22 protein-coding genes and 1 other annotated feature are annotated in these 26711 nt (G+C 53.1%); of the genes, 15 read left to right on the forward strand and 7 right to left on the reverse strand.

Annotated elements, in window-relative coordinates:
- Positions 1-57 precede the first annotated feature (57 nt).
- Positions 58-816 carry an exodeoxyribonuclease III gene (locus HMPREF1141_RS00290; RefSeq protein ID WP_009059819.1) on the reverse strand — a complete coding sequence of 253 codons (759 nt, stop codon included), beginning with the start codon at positions 814-816 and terminating at the stop codon, positions 58-60.
- A gap of 141 nt (positions 817-957) precedes the next feature.
- Here HMPREF1141_RS00290 and HMPREF1141_RS00295 point away from each other — a divergent pair, with 141 nt between their 5' ends.
- Positions 958-1476, forward strand: a complete 519-nt coding sequence (locus tag HMPREF1141_RS00295; protein WP_009059825.1) for a peptidylprolyl isomerase — start codon at positions 958-960, stop codon at positions 1474-1476.
- A gap of 268 nt (positions 1477-1744) precedes the next feature.
- On the opposite strand, the gene HMPREF1141_RS00300 is transcribed toward HMPREF1141_RS00295, so the two are convergent.
- The 5 genes from HMPREF1141_RS00300 to HMPREF1141_RS00320 form a co-directional block, all read right to left on the reverse strand.
- A complete protein-coding gene (locus HMPREF1141_RS00300) occupies positions 1745-2878 on the reverse strand; it encodes a sodium ion-translocating decarboxylase subunit beta (protein WP_009059858.1) in 1134 nt (377 codons plus the stop codon).
- Between the two features lie 275 nt (positions 2879-3153).
- Positions 3154-3216 (reverse strand) — a sequence feature (sodium ion sensor (DUF1646 type); this cis-regulatory element may regulate processes involved in with the transportation of sodium ions).
- 94 nt (positions 3217-3310) lie between these two features.
- Positions 3311-4117 (reverse strand): MBL fold metallo-hydrolase, encoded by an 807-nt coding sequence (locus tag HMPREF1141_RS00305; protein WP_009059802.1) that lies wholly within the window; start codon positions 4115-4117, stop codon positions 3311-3313.
- 193 nt (positions 4118-4310) lie between these two features.
- Positions 4311-4697, reverse strand: coding sequence for a desulfoferrodoxin family protein (locus tag HMPREF1141_RS00310; RefSeq protein WP_009059854.1), 387 nt, complete (start codon positions 4695-4697; stop codon positions 4311-4313).
- Positions 4698-4819: 122 nt separating this feature from the next.
- Positions 4820-5623, reverse strand: coding sequence for a class B sortase (locus tag HMPREF1141_RS00315; RefSeq protein WP_009059760.1), 804 nt, complete (start codon positions 5621-5623; stop codon positions 4820-4822).
- Entirely contained in the window at positions 5610-7721 is a 2112-nt protein-coding gene (locus HMPREF1141_RS00320) for a prealbumin-like fold domain-containing protein (protein ID WP_035316314.1), read from the reverse strand. Before HMPREF1141_RS00320 ends, HMPREF1141_RS00315 begins: the two co-directional genes overlap by 14 nt.
- Positions 7722-8111: 390 nt before the next feature.
- Here HMPREF1141_RS00320 and HMPREF1141_RS00325 point away from each other — a divergent pair, with 390 nt between their 5' ends.
- The 8 genes from HMPREF1141_RS00325 to HMPREF1141_RS00365 all read left to right on the forward strand — a co-directional run bounded on the left by HMPREF1141_RS00325 (position 8112) and on the right by HMPREF1141_RS00365 (position 16261).
- Positions 8112-9632, forward strand: coding sequence for an ATP-binding protein (locus HMPREF1141_RS00325; protein ID WP_035316315.1), 1521 nt, complete (start codon positions 8112-8114; stop codon positions 9630-9632).
- A complete protein-coding gene (locus HMPREF1141_RS00330) occupies positions 9625-10323 on the forward strand; it encodes a response regulator transcription factor (protein WP_009059843.1) in 699 nt (232 codons plus the stop codon). Before HMPREF1141_RS00325 ends, HMPREF1141_RS00330 begins: the two co-directional genes overlap by 8 nt.
- 313 nt (positions 10324-10636) lie before the next feature.
- Positions 10637-11035: a hypothetical protein gene (locus HMPREF1141_RS00340; protein WP_009059823.1), complete on the forward strand. Its 399-nt coding sequence runs from the start codon at positions 10637-10639 to the stop codon at positions 11033-11035.
- Positions 11032-13932 carry a cation-transporting P-type ATPase gene (locus HMPREF1141_RS00345; RefSeq protein ID WP_009059850.1) on the forward strand — a complete coding sequence of 967 codons (2901 nt, stop codon included), beginning with the start codon at positions 11032-11034 and terminating at the stop codon, positions 13930-13932. The genes HMPREF1141_RS00340 and HMPREF1141_RS00345 overlap by 4 nt, the downstream gene beginning before the upstream one ends.
- A complete protein-coding gene (locus tag HMPREF1141_RS00350; RefSeq protein WP_009059765.1) occupies positions 13929-14582 on the forward strand; it encodes an NAD-binding protein in 654 nt (217 codons plus the stop codon). The genes HMPREF1141_RS00345 and HMPREF1141_RS00350 overlap by 4 nt, the downstream gene beginning before the upstream one ends.
- Positions 14583-14595: 13 nt before the next feature.
- Positions 14596-15264 (forward strand): NAD-binding protein, encoded by a 669-nt coding sequence (locus HMPREF1141_RS00355; protein WP_009059834.1) that lies wholly within the window; start codon positions 14596-14598, stop codon positions 15262-15264.
- A 268-nt stretch (positions 15265-15532) separates the two neighbouring features.
- The gene (locus HMPREF1141_RS00360) at positions 15533-16021 is read left to right on the forward strand and encodes a DUF2975 domain-containing protein (protein WP_009059835.1); all 489 of its coding nucleotides are present in this window, start codon (positions 15533-15535) and stop codon (positions 16019-16021) included.
- A gap of 9 nt (positions 16022-16030) precedes the next feature.
- A complete protein-coding gene (locus HMPREF1141_RS00365; RefSeq protein ID WP_009059817.1) occupies positions 16031-16261 on the forward strand; it encodes a helix-turn-helix transcriptional regulator in 231 nt (76 codons plus the stop codon).
- A gap of 184 nt (positions 16262-16445) precedes the next feature.
- Here the strand turns inward: HMPREF1141_RS00365 and HMPREF1141_RS00370 are convergent, their stop codons facing one another.
- A complete protein-coding gene (locus tag HMPREF1141_RS00370; protein ID WP_009059789.1) occupies positions 16446-17612 on the reverse strand; it encodes a glycosyltransferase in 1167 nt (388 codons plus the stop codon).
- A gap of 341 nt (positions 17613-17953) precedes the next feature.
- Here HMPREF1141_RS00370 and HMPREF1141_RS00375 point away from each other — a divergent pair, with 341 nt between their 5' ends.
- From HMPREF1141_RS00375 to HMPREF1141_RS00400, 6 genes are all read left to right on the forward strand, one after another.
- On the forward strand, positions 17954-19609 hold the full coding sequence (locus HMPREF1141_RS00375; RefSeq protein WP_009059783.1) for a VanW family protein: 1656 nt from the start codon (positions 17954-17956) through the stop codon (positions 19607-19609).
- A gap of 99 nt (positions 19610-19708) precedes the next feature.
- Positions 19709-20701 (forward strand): glycosyltransferase, encoded by a 993-nt coding sequence (locus HMPREF1141_RS00380; RefSeq protein ID WP_009059836.1) that lies wholly within the window; start codon positions 19709-19711, stop codon positions 20699-20701.
- Between the two features lie 335 nt (positions 20702-21036).
- Entirely contained in the window at positions 21037-22935 is a 1899-nt protein-coding gene (locus tag HMPREF1141_RS00385; RefSeq protein ID WP_035316322.1) for an NAD(+) synthase, read from the forward strand.
- A gap of 436 nt (positions 22936-23371) precedes the next feature.
- Positions 23372-24817: a sodium:alanine symporter family protein gene (locus HMPREF1141_RS00390; RefSeq protein ID WP_009059821.1), complete on the forward strand. Its 1446-nt coding sequence runs from the start codon at positions 23372-23374 to the stop codon at positions 24815-24817.
- Positions 24818-25023: 206 nt separating this feature from the next.
- Entirely contained in the window at positions 25024-26052 is a 1029-nt protein-coding gene (locus tag HMPREF1141_RS00395; RefSeq protein WP_009059792.1) for an ATP-binding cassette domain-containing protein, read from the forward strand.
- On the forward strand, positions 26042-26704 hold the full coding sequence (locus HMPREF1141_RS00400) for a methionine ABC transporter permease (protein ID WP_009059790.1): 663 nt from the start codon (positions 26042-26044) through the stop codon (positions 26702-26704). The genes HMPREF1141_RS00395 and HMPREF1141_RS00400 overlap by 11 nt, the downstream gene beginning before the upstream one ends.
- Positions 26705-26711 lie beyond the last annotated feature (7 nt).

The raw sequence follows: 26711 nt of genomic DNA on the forward strand, positions 1-26711 counted from the left end.
TAAAATCATACTGAGCTGCAATAAAAACAGTGGATCACGCTTGTGATTTCTCCGCCTTTAATTGCAGGTCAATATCAGTCCTACCGGACAGTGATCGCTGCCCTGTACCTCTGAATAAATCAGGCTGTCGCTCAGCTTTTCCCGCAGCCGTTCGGAAATGAGAAAATAATCGATGCGCCACCCCGCGTTGTTCTGGCGCGCCTTGAACATGTAGGACCACCACGTATAGGCACCGGTCAAATCCGGATACAGCTCGCGGAAGCTGTCCAGAAAACCGCTCGCCAAAAGCTCGGTCAGCTTGCCGCGCTCTTCATACGAAAAACCGGCGTTGCCGATGTTGCTCTTTGCGTTTTTCAGGTCGATCTCCTGATGCGCTACGTTCAGATCGCCGCAGATGATGACCGGCTTTTTTTCGTCCAGCTGTGTGACATACTCGCGGAAGGCATTCTCCCATTCCATCCGGTAGGGAAGGCGCACAAGCTCACGCTGGGAGTTGGGAGTATACACGTTTACAAGATAGAACGACTCAAACTCCAGTGTGATCGCGCGGCCCTCGCCGGTATGATCCGGGTGCCGGATATCATAGCAGACGGAAAGCGGCTCTTTTTTAGTAAACACCGCCGTTCCGGAATACCCCTTTTTTTCAGCGGAATTCCAGTACTGAAGGTACCCCGGCAAATCCAGCTCCGCCTGACCCTCCTGCATTTTGGTCTCCTGCAGGCAGAAAATATCCGCGTCCGCCTCCCGGAAAAAATCAAGAAAGCCCTTATTCAGGCAGGCCCGAAGGCCGTTGACGTTCCAAGACACAAATTTCATACTGCTTCTCCTTTTTGCTGTTTGGCAGCCGGAAGCTGCCGAAAATCATACCAATTTCTCTGTAAAATCCCGTATTTCCTTGCTGAAATGGGACTTTCGGTTTATAATAAACAGATAACAAAGTAATTGGAGGAATTTTAAATGAATCCTGTTGTAACGATCGAAACCGCCGAGCGCGTTATGAAAGTAGAGCTCTACCCTGAGGTTGCACCGAATACCGTGCGCAATTTTCTGTCCCTGGTAAAGAAGGGTTTTTATGACGGCACGATCTTTCACCGCGTGATCCCGGGATTTGTGATTCAGGGCGGCGACCCGGAAGGCACCGGCATGGGTGGCCCCGATTACCATATTCGCGGCGAATTTGCCAAGAACGGCTCCAAGAATGATTTAAAGCACACCAAGGGCGTGATTTCCATGGCGCGTGCTTCTCATCCCGACAGTGCCGGTTCCCAGTTCTTCCTGATGGCCGGCGATGCCCCGTACCTGGACGGCAACTACGCTGCCTTCGGTAAAATCATTGAAGGTCTGGAGGAAGTTGACCGCATCGTGGGGGCGCCTCGCGACGCGAAAGACCGCCCGAGAGAGGATCAGGTGATGAAAAAAGTAACCGCCGAAACCTTTGGCGTAGAGTACGAAGAGCCCGAGACTCTCCCCCTTTGATTTTTCGTTTTATTTTCTAAAGAGCGTCTCTGTCGGGGAATCCGGCAGGGACGCTTTGTTTTCTTTCAAAGCTCATTGATAAAAACAACCAGATTTACTATTAAATAGTATAACATTTTTCATAAAAAGTAAAGGATCGATAAAAAAGCAACGCTCTTTTTTATCGATCCTTCTTTCTAACTCAAACCGCGCAAAGGAGAGGAGGAACCCCATGTCCCCCTCTCTCCTTTTGCATGGAAAATATAAGTAAAAATCGTGGCTTGTAATCTTATTGAAACAGTGACAGCAGAATACCGGCCGCAACAGCGGAACCAATGACTCCGGCAACGTTCGGGCCCATGGCGTGCATCAGCAGATAATTGCCCGGGTTCGCTTTCTGCCCTTCCACCTGAGCCACTCTGGCTGCCATGGGGACCGCCGAAACACCGGCGGAACCGATGAGCGGATTGATTTTCCCGCCCGACAAGAAGCACATCAGTTTCCCGAGCAAAAGCCCTCCGATTGTGCTGAAGCAGAATGCCATCAGTCCCAGGAAAATGATTTTCAGAGTAGCGGGGCTGAGGAACTGCTGCGCCGTTGCAGTAGCTCCAACCGTTACCCCAAGGAAAATCGTCACAATATTGATCAACGCGTTCTGAGCGGTACTGGAAAGCCGCTCCGTAACGCCGGACTCTTTGAACAGATTGCCTAGCATCAGCATACCGATCAGCGGTGCGACAGAGGGCAGCAGCAAAATGCAGAGGATCGTTACCATGATGGGGAAGCAGACCTTCTCCAGCTTACTGACTTCACGCAGCTGCGTCATTTTGATCTCGCGCTCTTTCTTGGTGGTCAGCGCACGCATGATCGGGGGCTGAATGAGTGGGATCAGCGCCATGTAGGAATATGCCGCAATTGCGATGGACGGCAGAAGATCCGGCGCGAGTTTAGAGGTAAGATAAATTGCCGTGGGGCCGTCCGCCCCGCCGATGATACCGATCGACGCCGCCTCCTCTGGGGCAAAGCCCAGGGCCACCGCCACAATAAATGCAATAACAATACCGAACTGCGCTCCCGCGCCCAAAAACAGACTGCTCGGCCGGGCAATCAGCGGGCCAAAATCCGTCATGGTGCCGATCCCTAAAAAGATCAGCGACGGGTAAATCCCCAGCTTTACGCCCTGATATAAGTAATAGAGCAAACCGCCCGCCTGCCCGTTCGCCGGTGCGTCCATCAGCCCGGTAATGGGCAGATTGATGAGCAGCATTCCGAATGCGATGGGCAAAAGGAGCAGCGGCTCGAATTTTTTGACGATCGCAAAATAAATTAACACAAGTGACAGTACAATCATGACCAAGCTTTGCCAGGTTAGAGCCGCAAAACCCGAACTCTGAATCAGCGTTTGAATCGCTTCAATAAACAATGTCCTTCCTCCTATCTATGATCTGTTTTTTCTGTGCGCCCGCTTTCAAATTTGCGGATTCCAACGGTAAAAATTCGAATCAAGAAGTACAGTACCGCCAAAATCCCAAATACGAGAGACATGCAGAAAACACCAACCAATGCAGCTTCCGACACAGTCATTTCGATCCTCCCTTTCTCTCTTAACGCCATGACCGGCTTACCAAAGGGGGAGTTATGCTCTGTAAGAAGCACCGGAAAAAAGACGACAAAAAAGAGCGGGATGCTTCACACAGAAGCTTCCCACCCTTAAAGCTCAAAATCTTGAAAACAGAATTCGGAACCGAATCCTGCCCAACCGGTATTTTGTATTTTCGATTTGTGCCTATTATACTCAAGTTTTCGACAGAAGTCAAGCATTCCTATCAAAATAGATTTTCCTAACCTGCCTGTCTTACAAAGAGAGCGTAAAACCCACGCCGACTTCTTTTACGGGGATTTTTTCATGGATTGCCGCGCGAACGGCAAACGAGGTACAGTGGCAGGGATACAGCTGCCGGATCCCCGCTTCCTCGAAATATCGGATGGTGGCCTTTACCCTTTCGTTTACCTGAAACAAGTGAAAACCACCGATCACACCCGTAACCGTTTGAGTACCGCACACCCGCTTTGCCTGCTCTATGATATTGCAGATGCCGCTGTGCGAACAGCCGGTGATGACAAAAACACCGTCATCCCCGCAGTAGGCCAAGGCAGAATCATCCAGCATATAGTCGTCGCAGAAGTCCTCCCCTGCTTTTTGTTCCCCCAAAGCTAGGCGGGGTTCAAAATCGCACACAGTTGGAATCTCACCAAGGAAGAAAAGATGCTCGCTGAGCCGGATCGGCTCCTTTGTCAGACGCAGACGGCCGATTTCTTGGATTTCCTGCTCTGAAAAAGACGCGCCGATGCTCTCGGTTTCAAACCGCTTTGCTTTCCAGGTATCCGGGTGCGAAACGATCTCCACGTTTGATAAGTCGTATTCATCCTTTAAATACTGCAGCCCGCCCGTGTGATCGTTGTGCCCGTGGGAGAACACGATCTTCGTCAGCCCGCCGAGATTGATCCCCATTTTGCGTGCATTTTTCCCGGCAATGTCAGAATAGCCGGTATCAAGCAGAATTTTTTCACTGCCATCCTCAATATAATAACAGGCGCCGGGCTCCCCCAGATAATATTGATTGATATAGGTATTGTTGTCGACCAGAACCGTCAGTTTCAATGATACTCCTCCTCTTTCTGAATCATTCCATCGGGCGCCTGCCCGATGGCCAGAACCAGATAGGACAAAAGGCATCTTACGAAAGTAAGATGCCTTTTGCCGCAGCCGCAGAAAAAGCTCTTCCGGAGAAACATGCCCTTTCGGAAACCTTTTTCTGCTGCGATTTGAAACAAATAAGGGCACAGAGTGTGAATTACAGCTCTGTTTTCCACAGGCCATGCAGATTGCAGTACTCATAGACCGCAACCGGCTTTTCATCGTCCTGTAATGTAAATACGGCTTTCGGGGCCTCGCCGGGCTGAAGAGCCGTGCGGTGGCCGCCCGTGGTGGTCAGCAGATAAATCCACTGGATATAGTGCTCCGGCAGCATGGGATGCTCTACACTGCCGACAACAGCAGTAACGGTATTCCCTTCAACGGTCACAACGGGAACGTGCTTCTCGGTAGCGGCATCAGTCGTATTTGCAACCAGCTCGGTCATTTTCTCCCCACAGCATACCATGGGTACGCCGGAGCTGAAGATCATTCCAACCAAATTGCCGCAATGCTTACAGATAAAGAATTTTTGTTCCTTGTTCATATTTCTGCTCCTTTCCAATTGTCGTAAAACGGTGATTGCCGTCACATAAATTATATCTCATTCCATCGGTAAAATCTACCTGTGACGGCAAAATTCATTTACAAGGATTACCAGGGCGCCAGCTATTTTGTATCCGCTGTTTTCACCTGCTTTGCAACGATCAGCAGACGGCCATCTTCCCTGGAATACTCGCAGGTTGACAGCAGCAGAAGCCGATCCCCGAACGATACTCTTTCGCCGGTTTGGTACAGCGCGCGCTTTTCGCACGCGGCGACAAACGTTTGAAATTCCTTTTCATCCGAAGGAAAGGCGGCTTTGGTATAATCGAACGCATTGGGGTCATTCAGCAGCGCGGTGGTTTTGACGACCATCACAATCTGATAAAAGCCATATTGCTCCAGCGTATCAAACAGGATCATCGGATGCTCCTGATAATTGGATTGCCTTTCGTAATCGACAAGAGCGCCGAACATCCCCTTGTTTTTGGTGTGATGCCCGTAAATCAGCACATTGCCGCCGGACAAATCGCTGCGGGAATCCGCATACGGAACCCCATAAGGGCTGTACTTGTGCTGAAAATCGTGATCGAGGTAATAATCCGGGTCTTTTGGGGTCTGCATCACCGGGTAATTGATCGAGGTACCCTCAATCTGAATCCACCCGGCCAGATCGGAGTTTTGCTGTGCCAGCTGACCATACCGTTCACCGGGTGTTTTGGGAATAACCGCCGGAGAGGAGGTCTCTCCGGCGGCTGATGGCACATCTTCAGATAGAGTTATGCGAAGATCTTCAAACCCTTTGTCTGCCGTGATCTGACGCTGGTAATCCAGAAACAGGATCGTTCCGGAAATCAAAGCCAGAACGCTGAACAGGATGCATCCCGCTACGGTCAGACGGCGCTTTACCGTCTGCCTATTTGTCGACATGACGGCCCTTTTTCCTGGAAACCAGCAGAGAAATCACGGAATACCCCAGGCCGGCCAACGACAGGCCCAGCATCAGCGCCCACAAAGGCGACGCGCCGGTATAGCCGGTTTTCGGCCCAAAGGTTTCGACGGTTCCCTTCGGAACATCGTTATCGGGAATCTCTTCTACAGGTGAGGACGGTTCTGTTCCGCCTCCACCGCCCAAAGGCACTTCGTCCGGCGGAATGAATTCAGGGAGCAGTTTGTTTTCGAAGTTGAGCTTTGTACCTACTCCGGAAATACGTACTGTCTGCGCCTTCGGGAGCTCGTATCTGTCTGTCACTCCCTCTTCCGCAATTTCACGGACGGTATAAGTTCCCTTCGGCAGCTCGCCAGTCATGATACGGCCGTCCGCATCCGTTACGAAGCGTTCGGTATAGGTATTGCCGTCCGTAATCTCAAAGGTAAAGCCGGAAAGCACACCATCTTCGGAGGATTTCTGGATCACGATATAGCCCTCGTCGCTGCCGCCTCCAGGATTACCGCCTCCGCCGCCGCCGCCTCCACCGCCACCGGAACGACGGGCATTGGCGATCAGAATTGCGTTGCTGCTGTCATCTGTTGTGATCGACTGCTTATTCTGATTGACCGTTACCGTAAACACCGCACTGGTATTCACTAGATACCGCCCGGGTGCAGCCACTTCGGCAATCTTATATGTTCCGTAAAGCAGGTTAGAGAAGGTAAAGGAACCATCATTTTCGCTCAAAACGGTAGCAATGGCCTTGTCTTTGATCAAATTGGTTTCTGCTGCGTTAAACAAGCCGATGGTCGCGCCAGCCAACGGAAGGCCGGAACTGGCAATCACTTTTTGACCGACGACGGAACCGATAGGGACATTGTAAAAATCAGTGGCCGAACCATCATTGCTGACCGTGACTGCCTGCCCCTGCGAGGTGATGGAGAAATCGTACGAATGGAGCTTGTTTTGCTCATCGGTGTCGGGCAGGTAACCCGCGGGAGTAGTGGTTTCTTTCAGATAGTAATCGCCCACAATCAACTGATTGTCTGCCGAGAGATACCAATCACCCGCAGCGTTTTTGGCCGGAACCTCCAAAGCGGAAAGCTGATACAATCCAGAAGTGACATCGCTCTCAGTCAGATATGCCACCGCAACATCGCCGGATTTACTATACACCGTAAATTTCGCGCCGGACACGGGAGTAGAATCGGCGGAATCCTGTTTCTGCAGTGTTACCGTCCCCCGAATCCGGGTATTGGTTACGGTATAGCCCATTTCGTCGGAATGCTTTAAGAAATCGCCGCCTGTCATGGTAAGTTGACCATTCGTAGTAATCGTAACGGTAATAGTACCGCCGATCTTCTCAAACCCATTAGGTGCAGAGCTTTCCTTTAGCTCATAGGTACCGGGATCTACATCCTCAAATTTTACCGAGCCATCTTTATCGCTGGTTGCTTCCTTGGTTTGCAAGTTAGTCCCGGTGAGGGTAAATGTTGCCCCCAGCACGGGATTCGCATCATCGCTCAGCTTGGCAAAAGAGAAAGAATAGGTGCCTTCTCCCTGGCCGTTTTTGGGTTTGTTTTTAATGACGACCGGGGTGGTATAAGTTCCAGATTTCTTCGTTATGGTACCCTCGGGATAAGTTCCCTCCGGAGGATTGTTTTCAGAGAACACAAAGTAACGGACTATGGAATCCTGCTGATATCCATCAGGCGCCTGTGTTTCTTTCAGTTGATACAGCACATTCTTGTTCAGATAAAGGAAATAAATCTTTCCGGTGGCCGGAGTTGTCTTTGTCAGCACATCCGCATTTTCATCTGCCACCCATTTACCACCCTCTTGTTTCATTGGGGTTAGGGTAAATTGTGCGCCGGGCAATCGGAAATCGGGTGACTCTTCTGAGCCAGTAGTATTCGCGCTGGTTTTCAGTATGCGCAACTGCGCACTGGTGCTGGCATTGACAATCTGATCCAAAGTCAATGTCTGGGCATCATTGGCCTGCTGGTCACCTGTTTCGGTCGAGCCTCCTCCACTCCAGGCAAGTGTGGCGCTGTTGGACATTTTATGATCAATCAGATATAAAAAATACTTTCTCATCACTCTTTCATCCATTTTATCGAATGGAAAGCAATAATACAATAATGATTTGCATTTTCTCTGTTATGCTGATTTATATGGTCACAAACTGGCAATTGTAAGTGTTTTATTTTGGAAATCATCTAATCAACTTGTTAGCTATTTCAAACCATTTGACGGCATATATTTGGGATTTTCCACCTGTGCGCAATATCTGCGTGATGTAACTGCTCTCATCCATTTTGAAAAGACAAATATAATTTTATGAATTGTCTTGCATTTCGGTCGGGATGGAAATACACTAGGAAGAAACGGCGAAATTTCCATTTGACTGTTACTGCCGGAAATTCGTCCGATAGAAAGCGGCCTGCACTCTTTTTGTGGGTTCGCAGAGAAGGAATGAAAGTCACCATGGCACATAAAAACCAAATCAAAACTGCACTTCTGCATTTCGTTATTGTACTTGCTCTGCTGCTGTCAGCGGCGGGAATCGGATACCTGCTGCGCGGCCTCGGACTGCCGGAAGCCAACATCGTAATCGTCTTCTTCTTGGCCGTTTTGTTGACCTCACTTCTGATTTCAAGCTACGCCTTTGCCATTCTGGCATCTGTGCTTGCGGCTTTTCTGTTTAATTTTCTGTTTACCGAACCATATTTCAGCTTTGCGGTAAACGCGCCCAGCTATATGATCACCCTGTTCATCATGAGCATTGCGGCTCTGTTGACCAGCACGGTGACGTTTCATGCCAGACGGAACGAACGCAGCGCAAAAGAGCGCGAACTCGAATCGCGGGCCCTTTACGCTTTGACCAATCTGCTGACGGACGCGAAAACCTTTCCCGAAATTGCAGAGCTGGCGGCCGACACCATCAGCAAATCGGTATGCGCGGGCGCGGCCTGTTTATGCTTTGACGAGAACGGCAAGCCGGAGGATTCCTACATTCAATGCCTGCCGGGGCAAGCGGTACGGCGCCGTACCGAGGATGCATCAGACATCTTACAGCGCCTCTCTGATTTAGACGCGGGTTTTGTCGCCGGCCCCGTATTTTACGACTGGCCGATTTACGCAAAGGATTCGATTCTGGGGCTGATTCGGCTGCCGAAAGAGAAGGCGCAGCGCCTGTCTCCGGCGCAGGTCCGGATTCTGCGCTCCATGATTGAAAGCACCGCCCTTGCGATGGACCGTTTTCGGGCTTCCCAGCAGCGGATTCGTCTGCATGAAGAAACCGTACAGGAGCGCTACCGGGTCAACCTGCTGCGCGCGATCTCCCACGATCTTCGCACGCCCTTGGCGGGAATGATGGGAACCTCCGAAATGCTGCTCGGGATGACCGACAGCTCTGACCCCCGCTATTCGCTGATGGAAGGAATCCATCATGATGCGGGCTGGCTGCATTCACTGGTAGAGAACATCCTCAGCCTGACGCGCCTGCAGGACGGCATGCTCGCCATCAGCAAGCAAATGGAAGCCGCCGAAGAAATTCTGGGCGGCGCCGCACGCTACGTCATGCGCCACCACCTTGGATATGACATTGAGGTTCACGCGCCGGAGGAGCTGTTTCTTGTTCCAATGGACGCGAAGCTGATCAGCCAGGCGCTGATCAATCTGCTGGAAAACGCGATAAAACATACCGACCCGCCCGGTGAAATCTGCGTTTCTGTCGAAGAGGACAAGGAAAACCACAGCGCGGTCTTTTCCGTACGGGATCGCGGCAGCGGGATCGGGGGAGCTGATCTTCCCCATATTTTCGAGCTGTTCTATACCTCTCACGCAAAAGAATCCGATTCGCGCAAGGGGGTCGGGCTGGGCCTCGCGATCTGCGATACGATCGTAAAGGCTCACGGCGGAACCATCTGGGCACGCAACCGCACCGACGGCCCCGGTGCAGAATTTGTATTCAGCCTACCATTGGAGGAGGAAAACCATGGGTGAAGCCACTCATAAAATTCTGGTCGTGGAAGATGACAGGCAAATTCAAAGCTTTATCGGCTATGCGCTTGAGCAGGACGGTTTTTCTTACCTGAGCGCAAACTCCGGGCACAACGCCATGAGCCTTTTGATCTCTGAGCCGATCGAGCTTTTGCTGCTCGATCTGGGCCTGCCGGACTGCGACGGCATGGAAATCATCAAACGGGTGCGCGAGTGGTCGGACATGCCTATCATTGTCGTTTCCGCCCGGGATCAGGACAGAGAAAAGGCGGCGGCGCTCGACGCCGGCGCGGACGATTACCTGACGAAGCCGTTTTCCGCCACCGAGCTTTTGGCGCGTATCCGCGTAGCCATCCGGCATCTGCGCAGGCAGAGCGGCGAAAAGCCCCAGGCGGTGTATCAGGTGGGGGAACTGAAAATCGATATCGAGAAGCGTCTGACCTACCTTCAGGGAGAAGAGCTTCACCTGACCCCCATGGAATACAATCTGCTGGCTTTGCTGTTCAAAAACTGCGGCAAGGTGCTGACGACCCAATATATCATTCGCGAGGTATGGGGAGTCGGCTACGGCAGCGACACCCAGGCCCTGCGCGCACTAATGGCTGCACTGCGCCGCAAAATTGAAAAAAATCCGGCAAAGCCGCGCTACATCGTAACGGAAATCGGCGTAGGATACCGGTTGGTAGACGAATAATTTTTCTGTTTTTACCATGTAAAAATTTTACTGGAAAAAGGATTCTTTTCTATTATTAATGAAAAAGACCCGATGCGGAACAATATCCGCATCGGGTCTTTTTTGTTTGCCGAAAACACGAGAGCCGCCGAAAAATCCCGAAAAACAAGGCGGCAAACGCCGCAAAAAAACGAATATTCCCTGAAACAAACGAATCCGTTCCAATTCTCACAGGATTCTCACACCAATGTCTGTCTTTTCACACCCAACTCACAGGCTCTTCGCTAAAATAAGAACGGAAATCGAGAAAGGCAGACAGGCAAGGTGATACAGTATGAAATCCGCAGCTCCCATTCAACAACAGGAACTGACCAAGCTTTGCAGAGATGCAAAGCTGCTGATTGAGGAAGAGAAATACGAAGAATGCAAACGGCTGATTTCAAACGCCATGGGTACTTTTCCCCATGCACCGCAGCCCCACAACTTAATGGGAATCCTTCTGGAGCAGGAAAACGACATCCTCGGAGCGATGCGGCATTTTCGGTCCGCCTGGGCGCTGGATCCGACTTACCTGCCGGCTCGATACAATTTAAACCGGCTTGGCAGCCTGACTCCCGACAGAAAATGCGCCTATGAAGAATCAGACTGCGGCGAACCCCTTCATCTCGCGTTTTGTACCCGGCGGGATCCAAATGGAATTATACATGTTATGGAACGGAGAGCAGAACGATGAAAGAATCAAACGTACAAACGACCACTCAACAGCCGGCTGCACCGCCGGTCAACGATCTGCCGCGTAAAATCCGGCAGCTGCCCGTATCGGAAGTATATGGAGCGCTGGACACCGCAGAGCAGGGCATCTCCCCCGAAGAGGCGCAGGTGCGCCTGAAAAAATACGGCAAAAATACGATTCAGGAAAAGAAAGGTCAACCGCTGATCTGGAAATTCCTTTCCAACTTTACACACCTGATGGCGATCCTGCTTTGGGTCGCCGGTATCGTCGCGCTGATCGCGGGAATGCCGGAGCTGGCCATCGCCGTCTGGATGGTCAACGTCATTAACGGCGTATTCAGCTTCTGGCAGGAATTTCGCGCCGGCAAGGCGACCGAAGCTCTGAAAAAGCTGCTGCCGGATTACGTCCGCGTGCTGCGCGGCGGCGAGGAGCTTCGCCTTTTGGCGGAGGATCTCGTCCCCGGCGACATTATGCTGCTGTCGGAGGGCGATATGATCTCTGCCGATGCACGTCTTGTCGAGGACAACGACCTGCGTGTCAACCAGTCCACACTGACGGGTGAGTCGAACCCCGTGCATAAGGCGCGCGACCAGGTGCTTCGCACCGACATTTCCACTGTGGAGTCGCCGAACCTGATTTTCGCCGGAACAACGGTTTCCTCCGGCACTGGCAAGGCAATCGTCTGCTCCACCGGAATGGACACCGAGTTCGGCCGTATTGCCGGTTTGACCCAGAGCCTGAAGGATGAATCCAGCCCCCTGCAGAAGGAAATGGGCAACCTGACAAAGAAGGTTTCCGCCATCGCCGTTTCGATCGGCGTGCTGTTCTTTATTCTGGCGATTTTCCTCGCGAAATCCGAGCCTGTGGCGGCATTTATTTTCGCCCTGGGCATGATCGTCGCCTTTATTCCAGAGGGTCTTCTCCCCACCGTTACTTTATCTCTCGCCATGGGCGTACAGCGCATGGCCAAGCGCAACGCGCTGATCAAGCGCCTGTCCGCTGTCGAGACGCTCGGCTGCACCACGGTGATCTGCACGGATAAAACCGGAACACTGACCCAGAACGAAATGACCGTCAGCAATGTCTGGCTCGACGGCCGCAACCTCGAAGTGACCGGAGTCGGCTACAACGCTGAGGGCGGACAAATTCTGGAGGAAAACGGCCGACCCGCCGACAAGGACAACAGCGACCTGTGCCAGCTGCTGACCGGCGCCGGGCTGTGCTGCGATGCCAGACTGCTGCCCCCCAATGAAGAAAATACCCATTATACCGTTCTCGGCGACCCCACGGAAGCCGCTTTGCTGGTTGTTGCAAAGAAGAACGGACTGAATCTGGATGAGCTTTCCACCACGATTCCCCGTCTGCGCGAGCTGCCCTTTGACTCGGGCCGCAAGCGCATGAGCACCATTCACCAGCCCCAGAGCGGCAGCCGCCTGGCGTATGTAAAAGGCGCGCCGAAAGAGGTGCTGGACCTGTGCACCCGCCAGCGCAGAAACGGAGTGGTTTCTGCCATGAGCGACGATGAGCGACGCCACATCATGACGGTGAACGACGAATACGCCAAAAAAGGTCTGCGCGTACTGGCAGTGGCCTGCCGCGAGCTGACCGGTGAAATCGCGCTGCCGACCAGCCTGAGCGAATATACCCCCGAGCTGATCGAGCAGGACCTGACCTTCCTCGGCCTGATCGCCATGGTTGACCCGCCCCGCCCGGAGGTTGCCGCCGCCGTGAAGAAGTGCCACAAGGCCGGCATCCGGATCATCATGATCACCGGCGACTACGGCCTGACTGCGGAGAGCATCGCCCGCCGCATCGGGATTGTTTCCGGTAGCCACCCCCGCATCATCACCGGTCTGGAGCTCGAAACCATGAGCCAGAAGGACCTGGAGGAAGCGCTCAAGGATGAAGTCATCTTCGCGCGTGTTGCCCCGGAGCAGAAGCTTCAGGTCGTCAGCGCTCTGCAGGATATGAAGCAGATCGTTGCCGTGACAGGCGACGGTGTCAACGACTCCCCCGCGCTGAAGAAGGCGGATATCGGCGTCGCGATGGGCCGCTCCGGAACAGACGTGGCCAAGGAAGCCGCCGACATGATTCTGACCGACGACAACTTTGCCTCCATCGTCAACGCGATCGAGGAAGGCCGCGCGGTATACAGCAACATCCGCCGCTTTGTTCTCTATATTTTCACCAGTAATATGTCCTGCGCCGTGCCGATGGTTCTGTACCTGTTCTCCGGCGGACTGATCCCGCTGCCCCTGACGATCATGCAGATTCTGGCCATCGACCTTGGCACCGACATGGTGCCCGCCATGGGCCTTGGCTCCGAAGCGCCGGAAGAGGGCGTGATGGACGCGCCTCCGCGTTCCAGAAAAGATGTTCTGCTCAATCGCCCCTTGATTTTCAGGGCTTTCCTGTGGTACGGTATGCTTGAAGCAATCTTTGGTATCGCTGCATACTTCTTCCTGAACTTCCTGATGGGCTGGCCCGCAATTCCGCTGGCTTCTGAGGGGCTCGCATACCGGATGACCACTTCCATCACCTTTGCCGCCATTGTGCTTTCGCAGGTGGGCGCGGTATTCGCCTGCCGTACGGATCGTACGTCCGTATTCAAAATCGGTTTGTTCAGCAACCGCCTGATTCTGGTCGGCATTGCGGTAGAATTCACGCTTCTTGCGTGCCTTGTTTTCCTGCCGCTGCCTTTCCTGCACAATCTGTTCAACACGGCGCCCCTGCCGCTGAATCACCTGGGAATGCTGCTGTTCATTCCGTTCGCCATGCTGCTGGTGGATGAGGCGCGCAAATGGTTCCTGCGCTGGTCGGACCGCAGAAAGAAGAATAACAACGACCAACCCCATACTAACTTGCCCAAAGACGCAAAAAGGGAGGCTATTCGATGAAAATCATTATTGTAGGGTGCGGACGCAACGGTTCCGGCCTTGCGCAGGCCATGAGCAAAGCCGGTCACTCCGTTACCGTCATTGACTCTGACCCGGCAGCGTTTGAACAGCTCGGCAAACACTTTCAGGGAAAAACAGTAGAAGGCATCGGCTTTGATAAAGATGTTCTGCAGAAAGCGCAGATCGAGCGTACCGACGCGCTGGCGGCCTTTACCTCCAGCGACGAATCGAACGCCGTAATCGCCCGCATCGCCAAAGAGATTTACCATGTACCCAAAGTGGTCGCGCGCCTGTACGACCGCGAAAAGGCCGAGATTTACAAGCGTCTTGGCGTGCAGACCCTCTCCTCCACCACATGGGGCATCAAGCGTGCATCGGATTTGCTTTCGTACTCCACGCTGAACCAGGTTTACAGCTTTGGCAGCGGCGAGGCGGAGCTGGTGCGCGTGGAGCTGCCCACCCTTCTGGCAGGACACCGGGTGAATGAGCTGACGGTGGTCGGCGATATTCACGTTATCGCGATCGAACGCGACAATAAGACCCTGCTGCCGACGACCGGAACGGTTTTTCAAAAGGGCGACGTCGTGTATATCGCAGCAACCTCCGCTTCCGGCGGTCAGTTGCGCAAACTGCTCGGCAAAACGATGTGAGGGGGATAAAATCATGAAGGTAATTATTGTCGGCGGCGGCCAGGTGGGCTGCTACCTTGCATCGCTTCTGATTGAACGCGGGCACAAGGTCACGATTATTGAAGCAAAGGATAACCGGATCGAGGTTTTGAAAAGATCCCTGCCGCACGATACGATTCTGCAGGGCAACGGCGCGGAGCCGAAGGTACTGGAGGCCGCCGGTATCCGTCAGGCAGACGTTGTGGCCGCCGTGACCGGCTCGGACGAAAACAATCTGGTGGTCGGCACACTGGCCCGCCTGGAATACGGCGTGCGCAGAGTGATCGGCCGTGTGAACAACCCGAAAAACGCATGGCTGTTCACCCCCTTAATGGGCGTTGACGCCGCCGTGAACCAGGCCGATCTGATGGCGCGCCTGGTGGCGGAGGAAATGTCGATGGGCGACATGATGACGCTTTTAAAGCTCCACGGCGGCAAGTATTCGCTGGTCGAGCGCATCGTAAGCCCCGGCTCTTCTGTGCAGGGCAAGCTGCTGCGCGATATTGAGCTGCCCACCGAATGCGTGCTCGTTGCGATCATCCGCAACTCCGACCTGCTGATTCCCCGCGGCGAAACCATGCTGCAGGGCGGCGACAAGGTCGTGACGATCGTCCATATCGACCAGCTGGAGAATATGGAAAAGATTCTGGGCGCGGGTGTGTGATACAAAAAGAATTTGATTCCGTTTCCCTTTATCAAACAGGGTCTGGAAAACATCCTGTACCGCCAAATTGAATGTTTGAAAACAAGGTATTTTCCATTTGGAATGATACCTTGTTTTTCTTTGCCGAAAAACGGACTGCCCCCTGTAATCCAAAACTTGATCATATATTACAATACAGATAATTTTATCTTAATATCAATATTTATTTATTGACAAACGATAAATCAATGCTATAATCGAGTTACCAATAAAAACAGAGGGTGATTTTATGAAGCAGCGTGTCACAACCATCTTTTTAAAAATCGTCATCGTCCTGATCGGAATTACTTCGCTCATTTTCGGTGTTTTTCTTCTGCCTAAATTTGCAAACGCCATGTCTGTATTGGTGCCGACGGCGGCATTTTTCAAACTTCCATTCCTGATTTGTATGTATGCGGCAATGATCATTTTTTTCTTTGCGCTGTATCAGGCAATCAAACTGCTGCACTATATCGACAACGGGAAAGTGTTTTCCGATGCATCCATCAAGACGCTGAAGAATATGAAAATAGCGGGAACACTGATGACTGCACTTTTCTATTTGGCCGGTATGCCGGCCGTATATCTCGTGGCACAAATGGAGGATGCTCCCGGTCTTGTCATCATCGGCTTTGGCATGGCTTCCATGCCGCTTATCGTTGCAACCTTCGTGGCTGTTCTTCAAAGATTGCTGCAGGAAGCGATCATCATCAAATCTGAAAATGATTTTACAATTTGAGGTGAGCACATGGCAATGATAATCAATATTGATGTGATGCTCGCAAAAAGGAAAATGAGTGTGACAGAACTGGCTGAAAAAGTCGGCATAACGCTGGCAAACCTTTCTATATTAAAAAATGGCAAGGCAAAGGCGATTCGTTTCTCAACCTTAGAAGGAATTTGTAAGGCTTTGGACTGTCAGCCCGGAGATATCTTGGAATATCAAAATTCCGAAGCATCGCAAACCGAAACGGAATGAAAGATAAATTCGTTGGTAAATACAGGCAGAGGATTCCCATCGCTTGATCCGCTGCGGCGTTTTTCAGGAATAAAACATCCTTAACGAACAAAAAATGGAGCAGCTTTTACGCTGCCCCATTTTTCAAATTGAATCAATTCTGTTTTATAAAGGATCATCCTTCCCGGCTTTTTACGCCGGCGTGCTATTTGCCGAATGCGGCGGTATCTTCCTTTTGCTCTTCCACCAGCTCGTAAATCAGGGACAGAATGTTTTTGGATGACTGTGATTTATCGAAGCTCTGGCAGGACTGCCGCATCTTCTCAAGTTTTTCGCGGTTGCTCAGCAGTTCAGAGATCGTGCCCGCGCAGTCGTCACCCTTGCGGATCCTGACCGCCATATCGTGGCTCATCAGGAAATTGGCGTTATCCTCCTCCTGACCGGGGATCGCGTCGAACACCGCCAGAGGAACGTTGCAGGCCAGTGCCTCCGACACCGTCAGGCCGCCGGGCTTTGTGATGATCAGGTCGGACGCGTGCATGTACTTTTCCACTTCGTTTGTAAAAAAGACCAGCCGGGTGTGCTTGCAGCACATTTGAGGGCTCAGACGGCACTCTTCGATCTTATCCTCAAAGGCCTGGAACAACTTTTCGTTCCGGCCGGTGATGACGATGATCTGGAACGGCAGGTCCAGACAAACAATATCCTCGTAAATCTGGAGGATATTCGAAACGCCGAAGCTTCCCGCCATGATCAGGATGGTAAGCTGGTCGCGCTTCATTCCAAGCTCTTCCAGCAGCGCGGCCTTGTCGGTCTTGTCAAAAAACACATTGTAAACCGGAATGCCGAACGGATACACGATTTCGCGGCGCACGCCCATGGCCTCCATGTCCGGCACCATGTCTTCGCTTGACACCACATAGGCGTCCACATTGTCCGAAATCCACGCCTTATGCGGGCCGTAGTCCGTCATGATGCAGATCAGCGGTACTCTGACCTGCCCTTTTTCCTTTAAATGGGAAACCATTTCCGTTACAAAGGGGTGTGTTGCAATGATCACATCGGGCTGGTATTCCTCAAATAAGGGCAGCAGCCGCTGACTGAACAGGCTGTTAAATTTTGGCACCATCTGGGCCAGGGGATTTTCCTCGTTGGATTTCTGGTACAGCAGACCAAACATTTTCGGGGTTTTCGTGGCCAAAAAATGATATCCCTCGCAAATTGTTTTATCTAAGATCGGATGAATGGTTTTCAGCGCATCCACCACTCTCACTTCAACATCTGTGGTGTTCTCCAAAAGATACGACTCAATTGCATGGGATGCACGTAAATGGCCGCCTCCGGTTGCCGCAGATAAAATAAGAATTTTCACCTGAAGGTTCCTCCTGTGAGAACGGAACGGTTCCGTTCTGCATATTTTCAAAATACAGTCCCGGCCCGGCAGTGCAGAAATGGAAAAGTCTGCATTTCTTGCCGCAGGGCCGCGTATCTATACAATATAGTATTTCCCACTAAGTTTCAAGCCTTGATATGTAAATATTTTACGGAAAAAACGGCCTTTCGAAACTTATGTAAAAGCTGTAACTTTACATTCCTTTGAAAAGGCGATAAAATAGACTCGCGAAAAGCCTTATTGTTATTGTTTTGCCGCGTTTTCGGCTTTCCCCCGAGAGTGCGCAGGACAAATTTTGTTTCAGGAAGGAAGGATTTTGCATGAATCAGCTGACTCATCTCCACCAGGAAGACTCCCTGACGGATCTGTATTCTTCTTCCCCGAAACACAGCAAAAACGGCTCTGGCCGGTGGAAGAAGATCGCGGCAGCGGCGGCCGGCGTCCTCATTCTGGGCGCGGCTGTATTTGCGGGCGTCTCTTACTACCAGCAGCAGGAGAAGGCGAAGAACGATGCCAATCTTTTACAGGCGGATACCTACTACACCGGAACGGTGGTAGAGGGAATCGACCTGGGCGGAAAGACCAAGGAAGAGGCCCAGAAGGCTCTGGAAGCCGCCGAACCCGGTCTTTTGCCGAAAATCGACATCAAGCTGACCTATGGCGATAAAAACTGGACCCTCACCGCACAGGATTTGGGATACAGCTTCAACACGCAGGAGGTTCTGGACGAAGCCTACGGCTATGCCCGCATGGGAAATAACGAGGAACGCCTGAAGCTGATCGAGGAGCTGAAAACGACCCCGAAAACCTACAGTCTGACGGCAACTTCTGACGAAGCGGTGTTAAAACAGAAACTTTCTGAAATTGAGCAGGCTGTCAATATTTCGCCGGTCAACGCAACGGTTGCTTCTTTCGATACCGCCACAGCCACGTTCCAGTACAAGGACGGAAAAGACGGCCTTGCCGTGGAAAGCGACTCGCTGCTTTCTCAGGTGAATGCCCTGGTGGGCGGCAGCGGAACGGGAACGATTGAGATTCCCGTTAAAACGGTTCCCTTTGATGTGACACAGGCCCATCTGAAGAGCCATATGCAGAAGCTCGGCACTTACACGACCGTTTCCACCAACACCGCGGACGGCAACCACAACATGAAGGTTGCCTCGGCAGCCATCAATGGCAAGGTGATCGAGCCCGGCGCCGTATTCTCATTTAACAACGCCACAGGCGACTCGAATCTTCCCGAAAACGGCTACCGCAAGGCCGTGGCCATTTCCGGCGGAAAGAAAGTGCTGGAGTATGGAGGCGGCGTATGCCAGGTATCCTCCACATTATACGGGGCGGCCATCCGCTCTAACATGGAGATCACCAGCCGCGCCAACCACATGTGGCAGTCCTCTTACGTTCCGCTTGGCCTCGACGCAACCGTCAGTTATCCATACTTGGATTTTCAATTTAAAAATCCTACCGAATACCCGGTATACATTGTGGCCGGTATGACCGGCACAAAAGTGACGGTAACGCTTTACGGCTACCAGCCCCCCGATTATGATAATATCGAGGTCGTCTCGCAGCAGACCGGTACTGTTGCGCAGCCTGAGGATCAGTTCGTGGTGGATTCCTCCCTGAAAAAAGGCGAGAAGGTTCTCGACCGCAAGGGCAACGCCGGTATCCGCGCGTCTGCCAAACGCATTTTCTACCTGAACGGCAAGGTGGTCAAAACAGAAGCTCTGCCGAGCAGCTATTACCGCGCCATTGCGAACATCTACAAGGTAGGCCCCGGGACCGAAGGAACCACCTCTTCGACCCCGGCCTCTTCTGCCGCTGCCTCTTCGAAGCCGGCGTCGAGCACACCGTCTTCCTCTGCGGCTTCCTCCTCACAGGCTTCGTCTTCTTCCCACACATCGTCTCAGCCTGCTTCTTCTCAGCCGAATACGGCATCTTCCGACTCCTCCGGACAAACGGAATCGGGACAATAACAGCCCCGCAAAGAGCATTTTGCCTGCTCCTGCACCCGGGCATGTATCAACCTGCGCAAAAAGCGGGATACTAGTTTCGAATGAAAGGAGAAATGAGCTTTGCCGAATCAAACAAAACTCAAAGACCCCAAAATCAGCGTGGTAATTCCCGTCTACAATGTGGAGCCTTTTGTCGGCAAGTGTCTTTCCACTCTGGTTCACCAAACATTTCAGGATTTTGAAATCATCGCCGTCAACGACGGTTCAAAAGATGGTTCTCTCGCTATTCTTCGCGAATTCGAGCGGAATTATGTCAATATGGTCGTGATCGATCAGCCCAATGCCGGCATGTCTATGGCGCGCAACCGCGGAATGGAGGCCGCCCGGGGCGAATACCTCTGTTTTGTGGACAGCGACGACTATGTTTCCCCCTATTTTTTGGAGGAGCTGTACCGTGCGGTAACCGAAAACGGGGCGGACATTGCCTGCTGCTATTATTATTACCACTTTGTCCGATCGGATGTATTGTACAAGTACCCCTTCCGCTGCCACGGCGTTTTCAGCCGCGATGTGGCCATGAACAAATTGCTGCACGACACCCAGATTCAGAGCCTTGTATGGAATAAAATTTATAAAAGAAGCCTGTTTACCGATTACGGTATCACCTTCCCCACCATGGCATTTGAGGATCTGGCCACAGCAAATAAATTATTTTCACACGCAAATAAGGTTGTAGTTGTGGACAAAGCGCTGTATTATTATAATCAGCAGAGTACCAGCACCTTGGCTACGATCAATGCGGACAAGATCAACGACTTCATCCGTGCCACGGCCATGGTTCGCGCCACGCTGGAAAGCGTGGGCGTTTACTCCGATTACGAAAAGGCTTATCGGGCCCTTTGCCGCAAGACCGGCATGTGCTGTCTTTATTATGTGCTGAAGATGCACCTGCGGGAGAGAAAGGGCGCCAACTGTCTGAGCAATCTGAACCGGGTGCGCCGCGGCATCCATTACTGCGGCAGCAAGCAGTTCACACTGGAAAACCTGCGCCGCCATATGCCGGACGTCACCGTTTGTCCGCCTGCACTAAAAGAAAATTATTCCACTCGATAAAGAGGGCGCGCGATTAGCGCGCCCTTCTGACCGTTAAAGCATTACGCGGCCGTAAAATCATTTCTCAATTTTACTTACGCCATTGCCGTGTATTCATAGGGCAGCTGCGCCTGCAAATGTTAGGCAGCTTCCTTGCTTTGCAGCATTTGCCGCCCTGCAAGCTTTGGCGGCCTGTTCATATGTTCAGCAAGCCCGGCGGCAGCTCCTTATGCTGGCTCTGGCAAACTGACTCTGCCCGGCTGCGCGCCGAAAAACTCACTAAGATCAGAAAAACGGAAGTAATCCGCCGGCTGCGCAAACCGGCGCCGATTCATTCCAAATGGAGGAACATTCCTATGAAAGACGGATTTTTCAGAATCGCCGCCGCTACCCCGGTGATTCGGGTAGCGGACTGCCAGCACAACGGATCCGCCATAATTGACCTGATGCGCGAGGCAGAACAGCAGCAGGTGGGGGTTGTGGTATTCCCCGAGCTGTGCCTGACGGGCTACACCTGCGGCGATTTATTTCGCGACGGCACCCTGATCGCGGGTGCGGAGGCGGCCTTATCACGCATCCTGCGCGAAACGCGCGATATGCGCATCATCGCCGTGATCGGCGTTCCCGTTGCGCTGGACGCCGAGCTGTACAACACCGCCGCCGTGATCCATCAGGGCCGGATTCTGGGGCTGGCCACCAAGCGCAGCATTCCGAATTATTCGGAGTTCTATGAAGCACGTCACTTTTCCCCCGCTTCCGCAACCCGCGAAATCCCGTTCTGCGGACAAGCTGTCCCGATGGGCGGCGATTTGATTTTCCGCTGCCTTTCCATCCCGGAGCTGGTACTGGGTGTGGAAATCTGCGAGGATTTGTGGATGCCGGCACCACCTTCGGCCAATCTGGCTTCCTGCGGGGCAACGGTCATTCTGAATCCCTCCGCAAGCGATGAGGTGATCGGCAAGCCCTCCTACCGCCGCGCGCTCGTCACTGGGCAGTCGGCCCGGCTGATTGCCGCCTATGCCTACGCGGATGCGGGCGAAGGGGAATCCTCAACCGACATGGTATTTTCCGGACATAACCTGATTGCCGAGAACGGCACTCTTTTAGCGGAGGCGCCGCTGTTTACCACCGGCCTGACCTGCGCGGACATCGACCTGCAGCGCCTTATCCAGGAACGCCGCCGCATGACCACCTGGCAGAGCGGCTGCTGCTGCACGACGATCCCGTTTGATCTGACCCCTGCTCCGCTGGAGCTTCGGCGTACCTTCCCCTGCCTGCCGTTTGTACCGTCTGATTCCTCCGATCTGTACGACCGCTGCGAGCTGATTCTGACGATGCAGGCCGAGGGGCTGAAGACCCGCCTGCGCCACACCGGCGGAAAATCCGCCGTGATCGGTCTTTCCGGCGGGCTGGATTCCACCCTGGCGCTGCTGGTCACGGTACGCGCTTTCGATTCCCTGCATCTTCCCCGTACGGGAATCACAGCGGTTTCGATGCCTGGCTTCGGCACCACCAGCCGGACCAAAAACAACGCTTCCGGCCTTGCGGGGAGTCTGGGGGTCAGCTTCCGCGAAATTTCCATCGCAGCCGCGGTCGAGCAGCATTTTAAGGACATCGGCCACGACCCGCAGGTACACGACGTCACCTACGAGAATTCGCAGGCGCGCGAGCGCACGCAGGTACTGATGGACATCGCCAACCAGACAGGGGGGATCGTCATCGGCACGGGCGACCTGTCTGAGCTTGCTCTCGGCTGGGCCACCTACAACGGCGACCACATGTCGATGTACGGCGTGAACGCCTCTATCCCCAAAACGCTGGTGCGCCACCTGGTGCGCCACGCGGCAGAGAACAGCCAGCCCGGGGTGCGCGAGCTGCTGCTCGACATTCTCGATACCCCCGTCAGTCCCGAGCTTTTGCCGCCGGTCAACGGCGAAATTTCTCAGAAAACAGAGGATTTGGTCGGGCCGTATGAGCTGCACGACTTCTTCCTGTTCTACATGCTTCGCTTCGGCTTCCGCCCGAAAAAAATCTACCGCATGGCGCGCATGGCTTTTACCGGCGCCTATGACGACGGAACGATCAAAAAGTGGCTGCTGATCTTCTACCGCCGCTTCTTTGCTCAGCAGTTCAAACGCTCCTGCCTGCCGGACGGCCCCAAAGTGGGTACCGTAACGCTGTCGCCCCGCGGCGATTTCCGCATGCCGAGCGACGCAAGCTCCCGTTTGTGGCTGGACGAAATCGAGTCCTTGTAATCAAAGACGTTTTTGTTCTCCCCCGCCGTAGGCGGGGGAGAACTTTTTATCAGTTGCTTTGTAAGCGAATAGTCCAACCAATAAGCACAAATAAAAAAGTGTTTCTAACACAGCTGTTAAAAGCGCTTTGAGGTTACTCTCTCCTACGGCGGAGGAAACTGCCATTAATTGACGGTATGCGCGAATGAAAAGCGTCTTTGGAATGCCTCTGTTAAAACAACTTAGAGTTTCTCTCGCCTACGGCGTAGGGGCCGCTGCTTGATTGGCAGTATACGCGAATGAAAAGGACGGCTTTGGAATACACCAGTTGAAAACATCTTAGGTCTCTCTCGCCAACGGCGAAGGGGGCCTGTTGTTTTTTGACGATACGTGCGAATGAAAAGCGCGCCTCTGGAATACACCTGATAGTACAGGTTGTAGGAGGAGGCGCTTTCTTTTGAAAATTTCTGCGGTGATTCAGCAGCTGAACGATGTTCTGCATCCTCTGCTGTGGGGCTGGCCCGTTCTGGCCGCCATTCTGCTGGCGGGGGCAAATTTCACCTTCCGTTCGGGCTTTTTCCAGTTTACACATTGTAAACTCTGGTTCAAAAATACTTTCGGTAAACTTTTCAGCCAGAATTCACGTGGTCGGGACGGGATTTCCCCCTTTCAGGCGGTTTCTACCGCGCTGGCCGGTTCGATCGGCACCGGCAACATCGTGGGGGTCGCCACCGCTTTGACTCTCGGCGGCGCGGGCGCGATCTTCTGGATGTGGGTCTCGGCGCTTCTGGGAATGATGACGATCTTCTCTGAAAACGTGCTGGGCATGAAATACCGGATCAAGAATTCAGACGGCACCTGGCTGGGCGGCGCGATGTATTACCTTGAGCGCGGCGTTCACAGCAAGGTGCTGGCTGTGCTGTTTTCCGTCGGCTGCGTGCTGGCCTCGTTCGGGATGGGAAATATGGCGCAGTCGAATTCCATCGCCGGTGCGCTGCAGGATACCTTCGGCGTCGCACTTCCCGTTACCGGGCTGGTGCTGGCCGTTCTGCTGGCAATTATGACCTTTGGCGGCATTCGCCGGATCGCCCGTGTTGCGGAACGTCTGGTTCCCTTTATGGCGATCAGTTACCTGCTTGCGGCGGGGATCGTTCTGTACTGCCACCGTCAGGCACTGCCAGAGGTGTTCCGGCAGATTATGGATGAGGCTTTCGGCCTGCGGCAGGCGGCCGGAGGAATCGGCGGGGCGGCGATGGCGAACGCATTGAAGACCGGCGTTTCGCGCGGGGTGTTCACGAATGAGGCCGGGCTTGGCAGCTCGGTCATGGCGCATTCCGGCAGCACACTGAAGGAGCCGGTGGAGCAGGGGATGTGGGGCATTTTTCAGGTGTTTCTGGACACGATTATCATGTGTACGGTAACGGCGCTCGTCATTTTATGCAGCGGCACGCTTTCGAGCGGAAAAGACGGTGCAGCGCTCTCGGCCGCGGCCTTTTCCTCGGTATTCGGGAACTACGGCGGCGCACTGATCTCTGTGTGCATCTCGCTGTTTGCGTTTGCGACCCTTTTGGGGTGGTCTTATTACGGCGAATGCGGGGTGCGGTACCTTGTGGGCAACCGGGCAGTGCCCGCCTACCGGATTCTGTTTGCCCTCTCGGCAATTGCGGGCTGTACGCTCGACCTGCATCTCGTTTGGGGAATCAGCGATATTTTCAACAGCCTGATGGCATTCCCGAACCTGATCGCCCTGTTCCTGCTCAGCGGCGAAGTGCTCGACGAAACCACCAACTATCTGGCCAAGTGCCGCCAGAAAGAGAAAGCGGAGGGAAAGCGCCGCCTTTTCGCCAGAATCCGGCACAGTTATTCCTCGCACAGCCAAAAATACGAGAGCAATAAATTTTAACTATACCTTTAAATAGATAAACCCTATATGATTTATAGGGTTTTTTCGTTGACAAATAGAAAGACGCTCTCTATAATGAGTGTAATCCCCAGAGAAAAAGGATTTCTTTTTTTACAAAACCCCGTTTCTGGCGCTATGCTCCCCATTTACTATCCGAGCGTTTTGGTATATACTAAGAGGGTTATTGTAGAAAAGGAGGGAATTTTGTGGCATCTCAAACTTTGATTGAGATTCAGGAGCTGGAAAAGACATTCCAAACCAAAAACGGCACTGTTCACGCCTTAAAAGATATTAATCTGCAAATTCAGCAAGGGGATATATTCGGGATCATCGGCATGAGCGGCGCCGGAAAGAGCACCCTGGTGCGGTGCATGAATCTGCTGGAGCGCCCCACGGCCGGCCGCGTGTTGTTCGACGGCAAAGACATCGCGAAGCTGAATGATCTGCAGCTGCGCACGGTACGCCGTTCCATGGGAATGATCTTTCAGCAGTTCAACCTGCTGATGCAGCGCACCGCAGAAAGCAATATCTGCTTCCCGCTGGAAATTGCCGGGGTGGACAAAAAGACCGCAAAGGCACGAGCTAAGGAGCTTTTGGAGCTGGTGGGCCTTTCCGACCGCGCAAAATCGTACCCGTCGCAGCTTTCGGGCGGGCAGAAGCAGCGCGTGGCGATTGCCCGTGCTCTGGCACCGAACCCGAAGGTGCTTTTGTGCGATGAAGCCACCAGTGCGCTGGACCCCACCACAACCGCTTCGATTCTGTCTTTGCTCAAGGACATCAATCAGCGGCTGGGCATCACCATTATCATTATCACGCACGAGATGAGCGTCATCGAGCAGATCTGCAACCGGGTAGCCATCATCGACAAGAGCCATATTGCCGAGGTCGGCAGCGTAGAGGAAATCTTCTTCCGTCCCAAAACCGCCGCGGCCCAGAAGCTCGTTTACCCGGACGGCCGCAAGAGCGAGCCCTTCTCGGCGCAGGACGCCGGCGCTACCTGCTACCGGATCGTATTCGACGGCAACTCTTCGTTTGAACCCGTGATTGCGGACATGGTGCTGGAATTCAAAATCCCCGTGAATATCATCTATGCGGATACGAAAAATATTGACGGCAAGGCATTCGGCCAGATTGTCATTCAGGTTCCTCAGCAGGAATCCCTGCGGGAAAATATGCTGCGTTATCTGCAGCGACGCGGGCTGACGGTGGAGGAGGTGAGCGGCTATGTGGGATAACACCACAATCCAGATGCTGCTGGTCGGCATTGGGGAATCCTTATATATGACCGTGTTTTCCGCTCTGTTCGGCTATGTGATCGGCCTGCCGCTCGGCATTCTGCTGGTCATCAGTGCAAGGGACGGAATTCGCCCCAACGCTCCGCTTTACAAGGTGCTCGACGTGATCGTCAACATCACACGTTCGATTCCCTTCCTGATTCTGATGGTCATGGTGATTCCGCTGACCCGGCTGATCGTGGGTACTTCCCTCGGTTCCACCGCGACCATTGTTCCGCTGACACTCTCAGCCGCGCCGTTCATCGCGCGTATGGTGGAGTCCTCCCTGATGGAGGTCGACAAGGGCGTGATCGAGGCCGCTCACTCCATGGGCGCATCTGATCAGCAGATCATTTTTAAGGTGCTGCTGCCGGAGGCGGTTCCTTCCCTGATCAACGGAGCGACCATCGCCATTGCCACGATTCTGGGGTATTCCGCAACAGCCGGTTTTGTCGGCGGCGGCGGACTTGGCGCAATTGCGGTCAATTACGGTTACTATCGCTATCAAACCGATATTATGCTCGTCACGGTTGCCCTTCTGGTCATTGTGGTGCAGATTTTCCAGGAAATTGGAATGCGCTCCGCCGGGAAAAGTGATAAGCGTAAGTCTTAAACATAAA

The organism is Clostridium sp. MSTE9 (genome assembly GCF_000277625.1).
Classification (GTDB): Bacteria; Bacillota; Clostridia; order Oscillospirales; family Acutalibacteraceae; genus Faecalispora; species Faecalispora jeddahensis.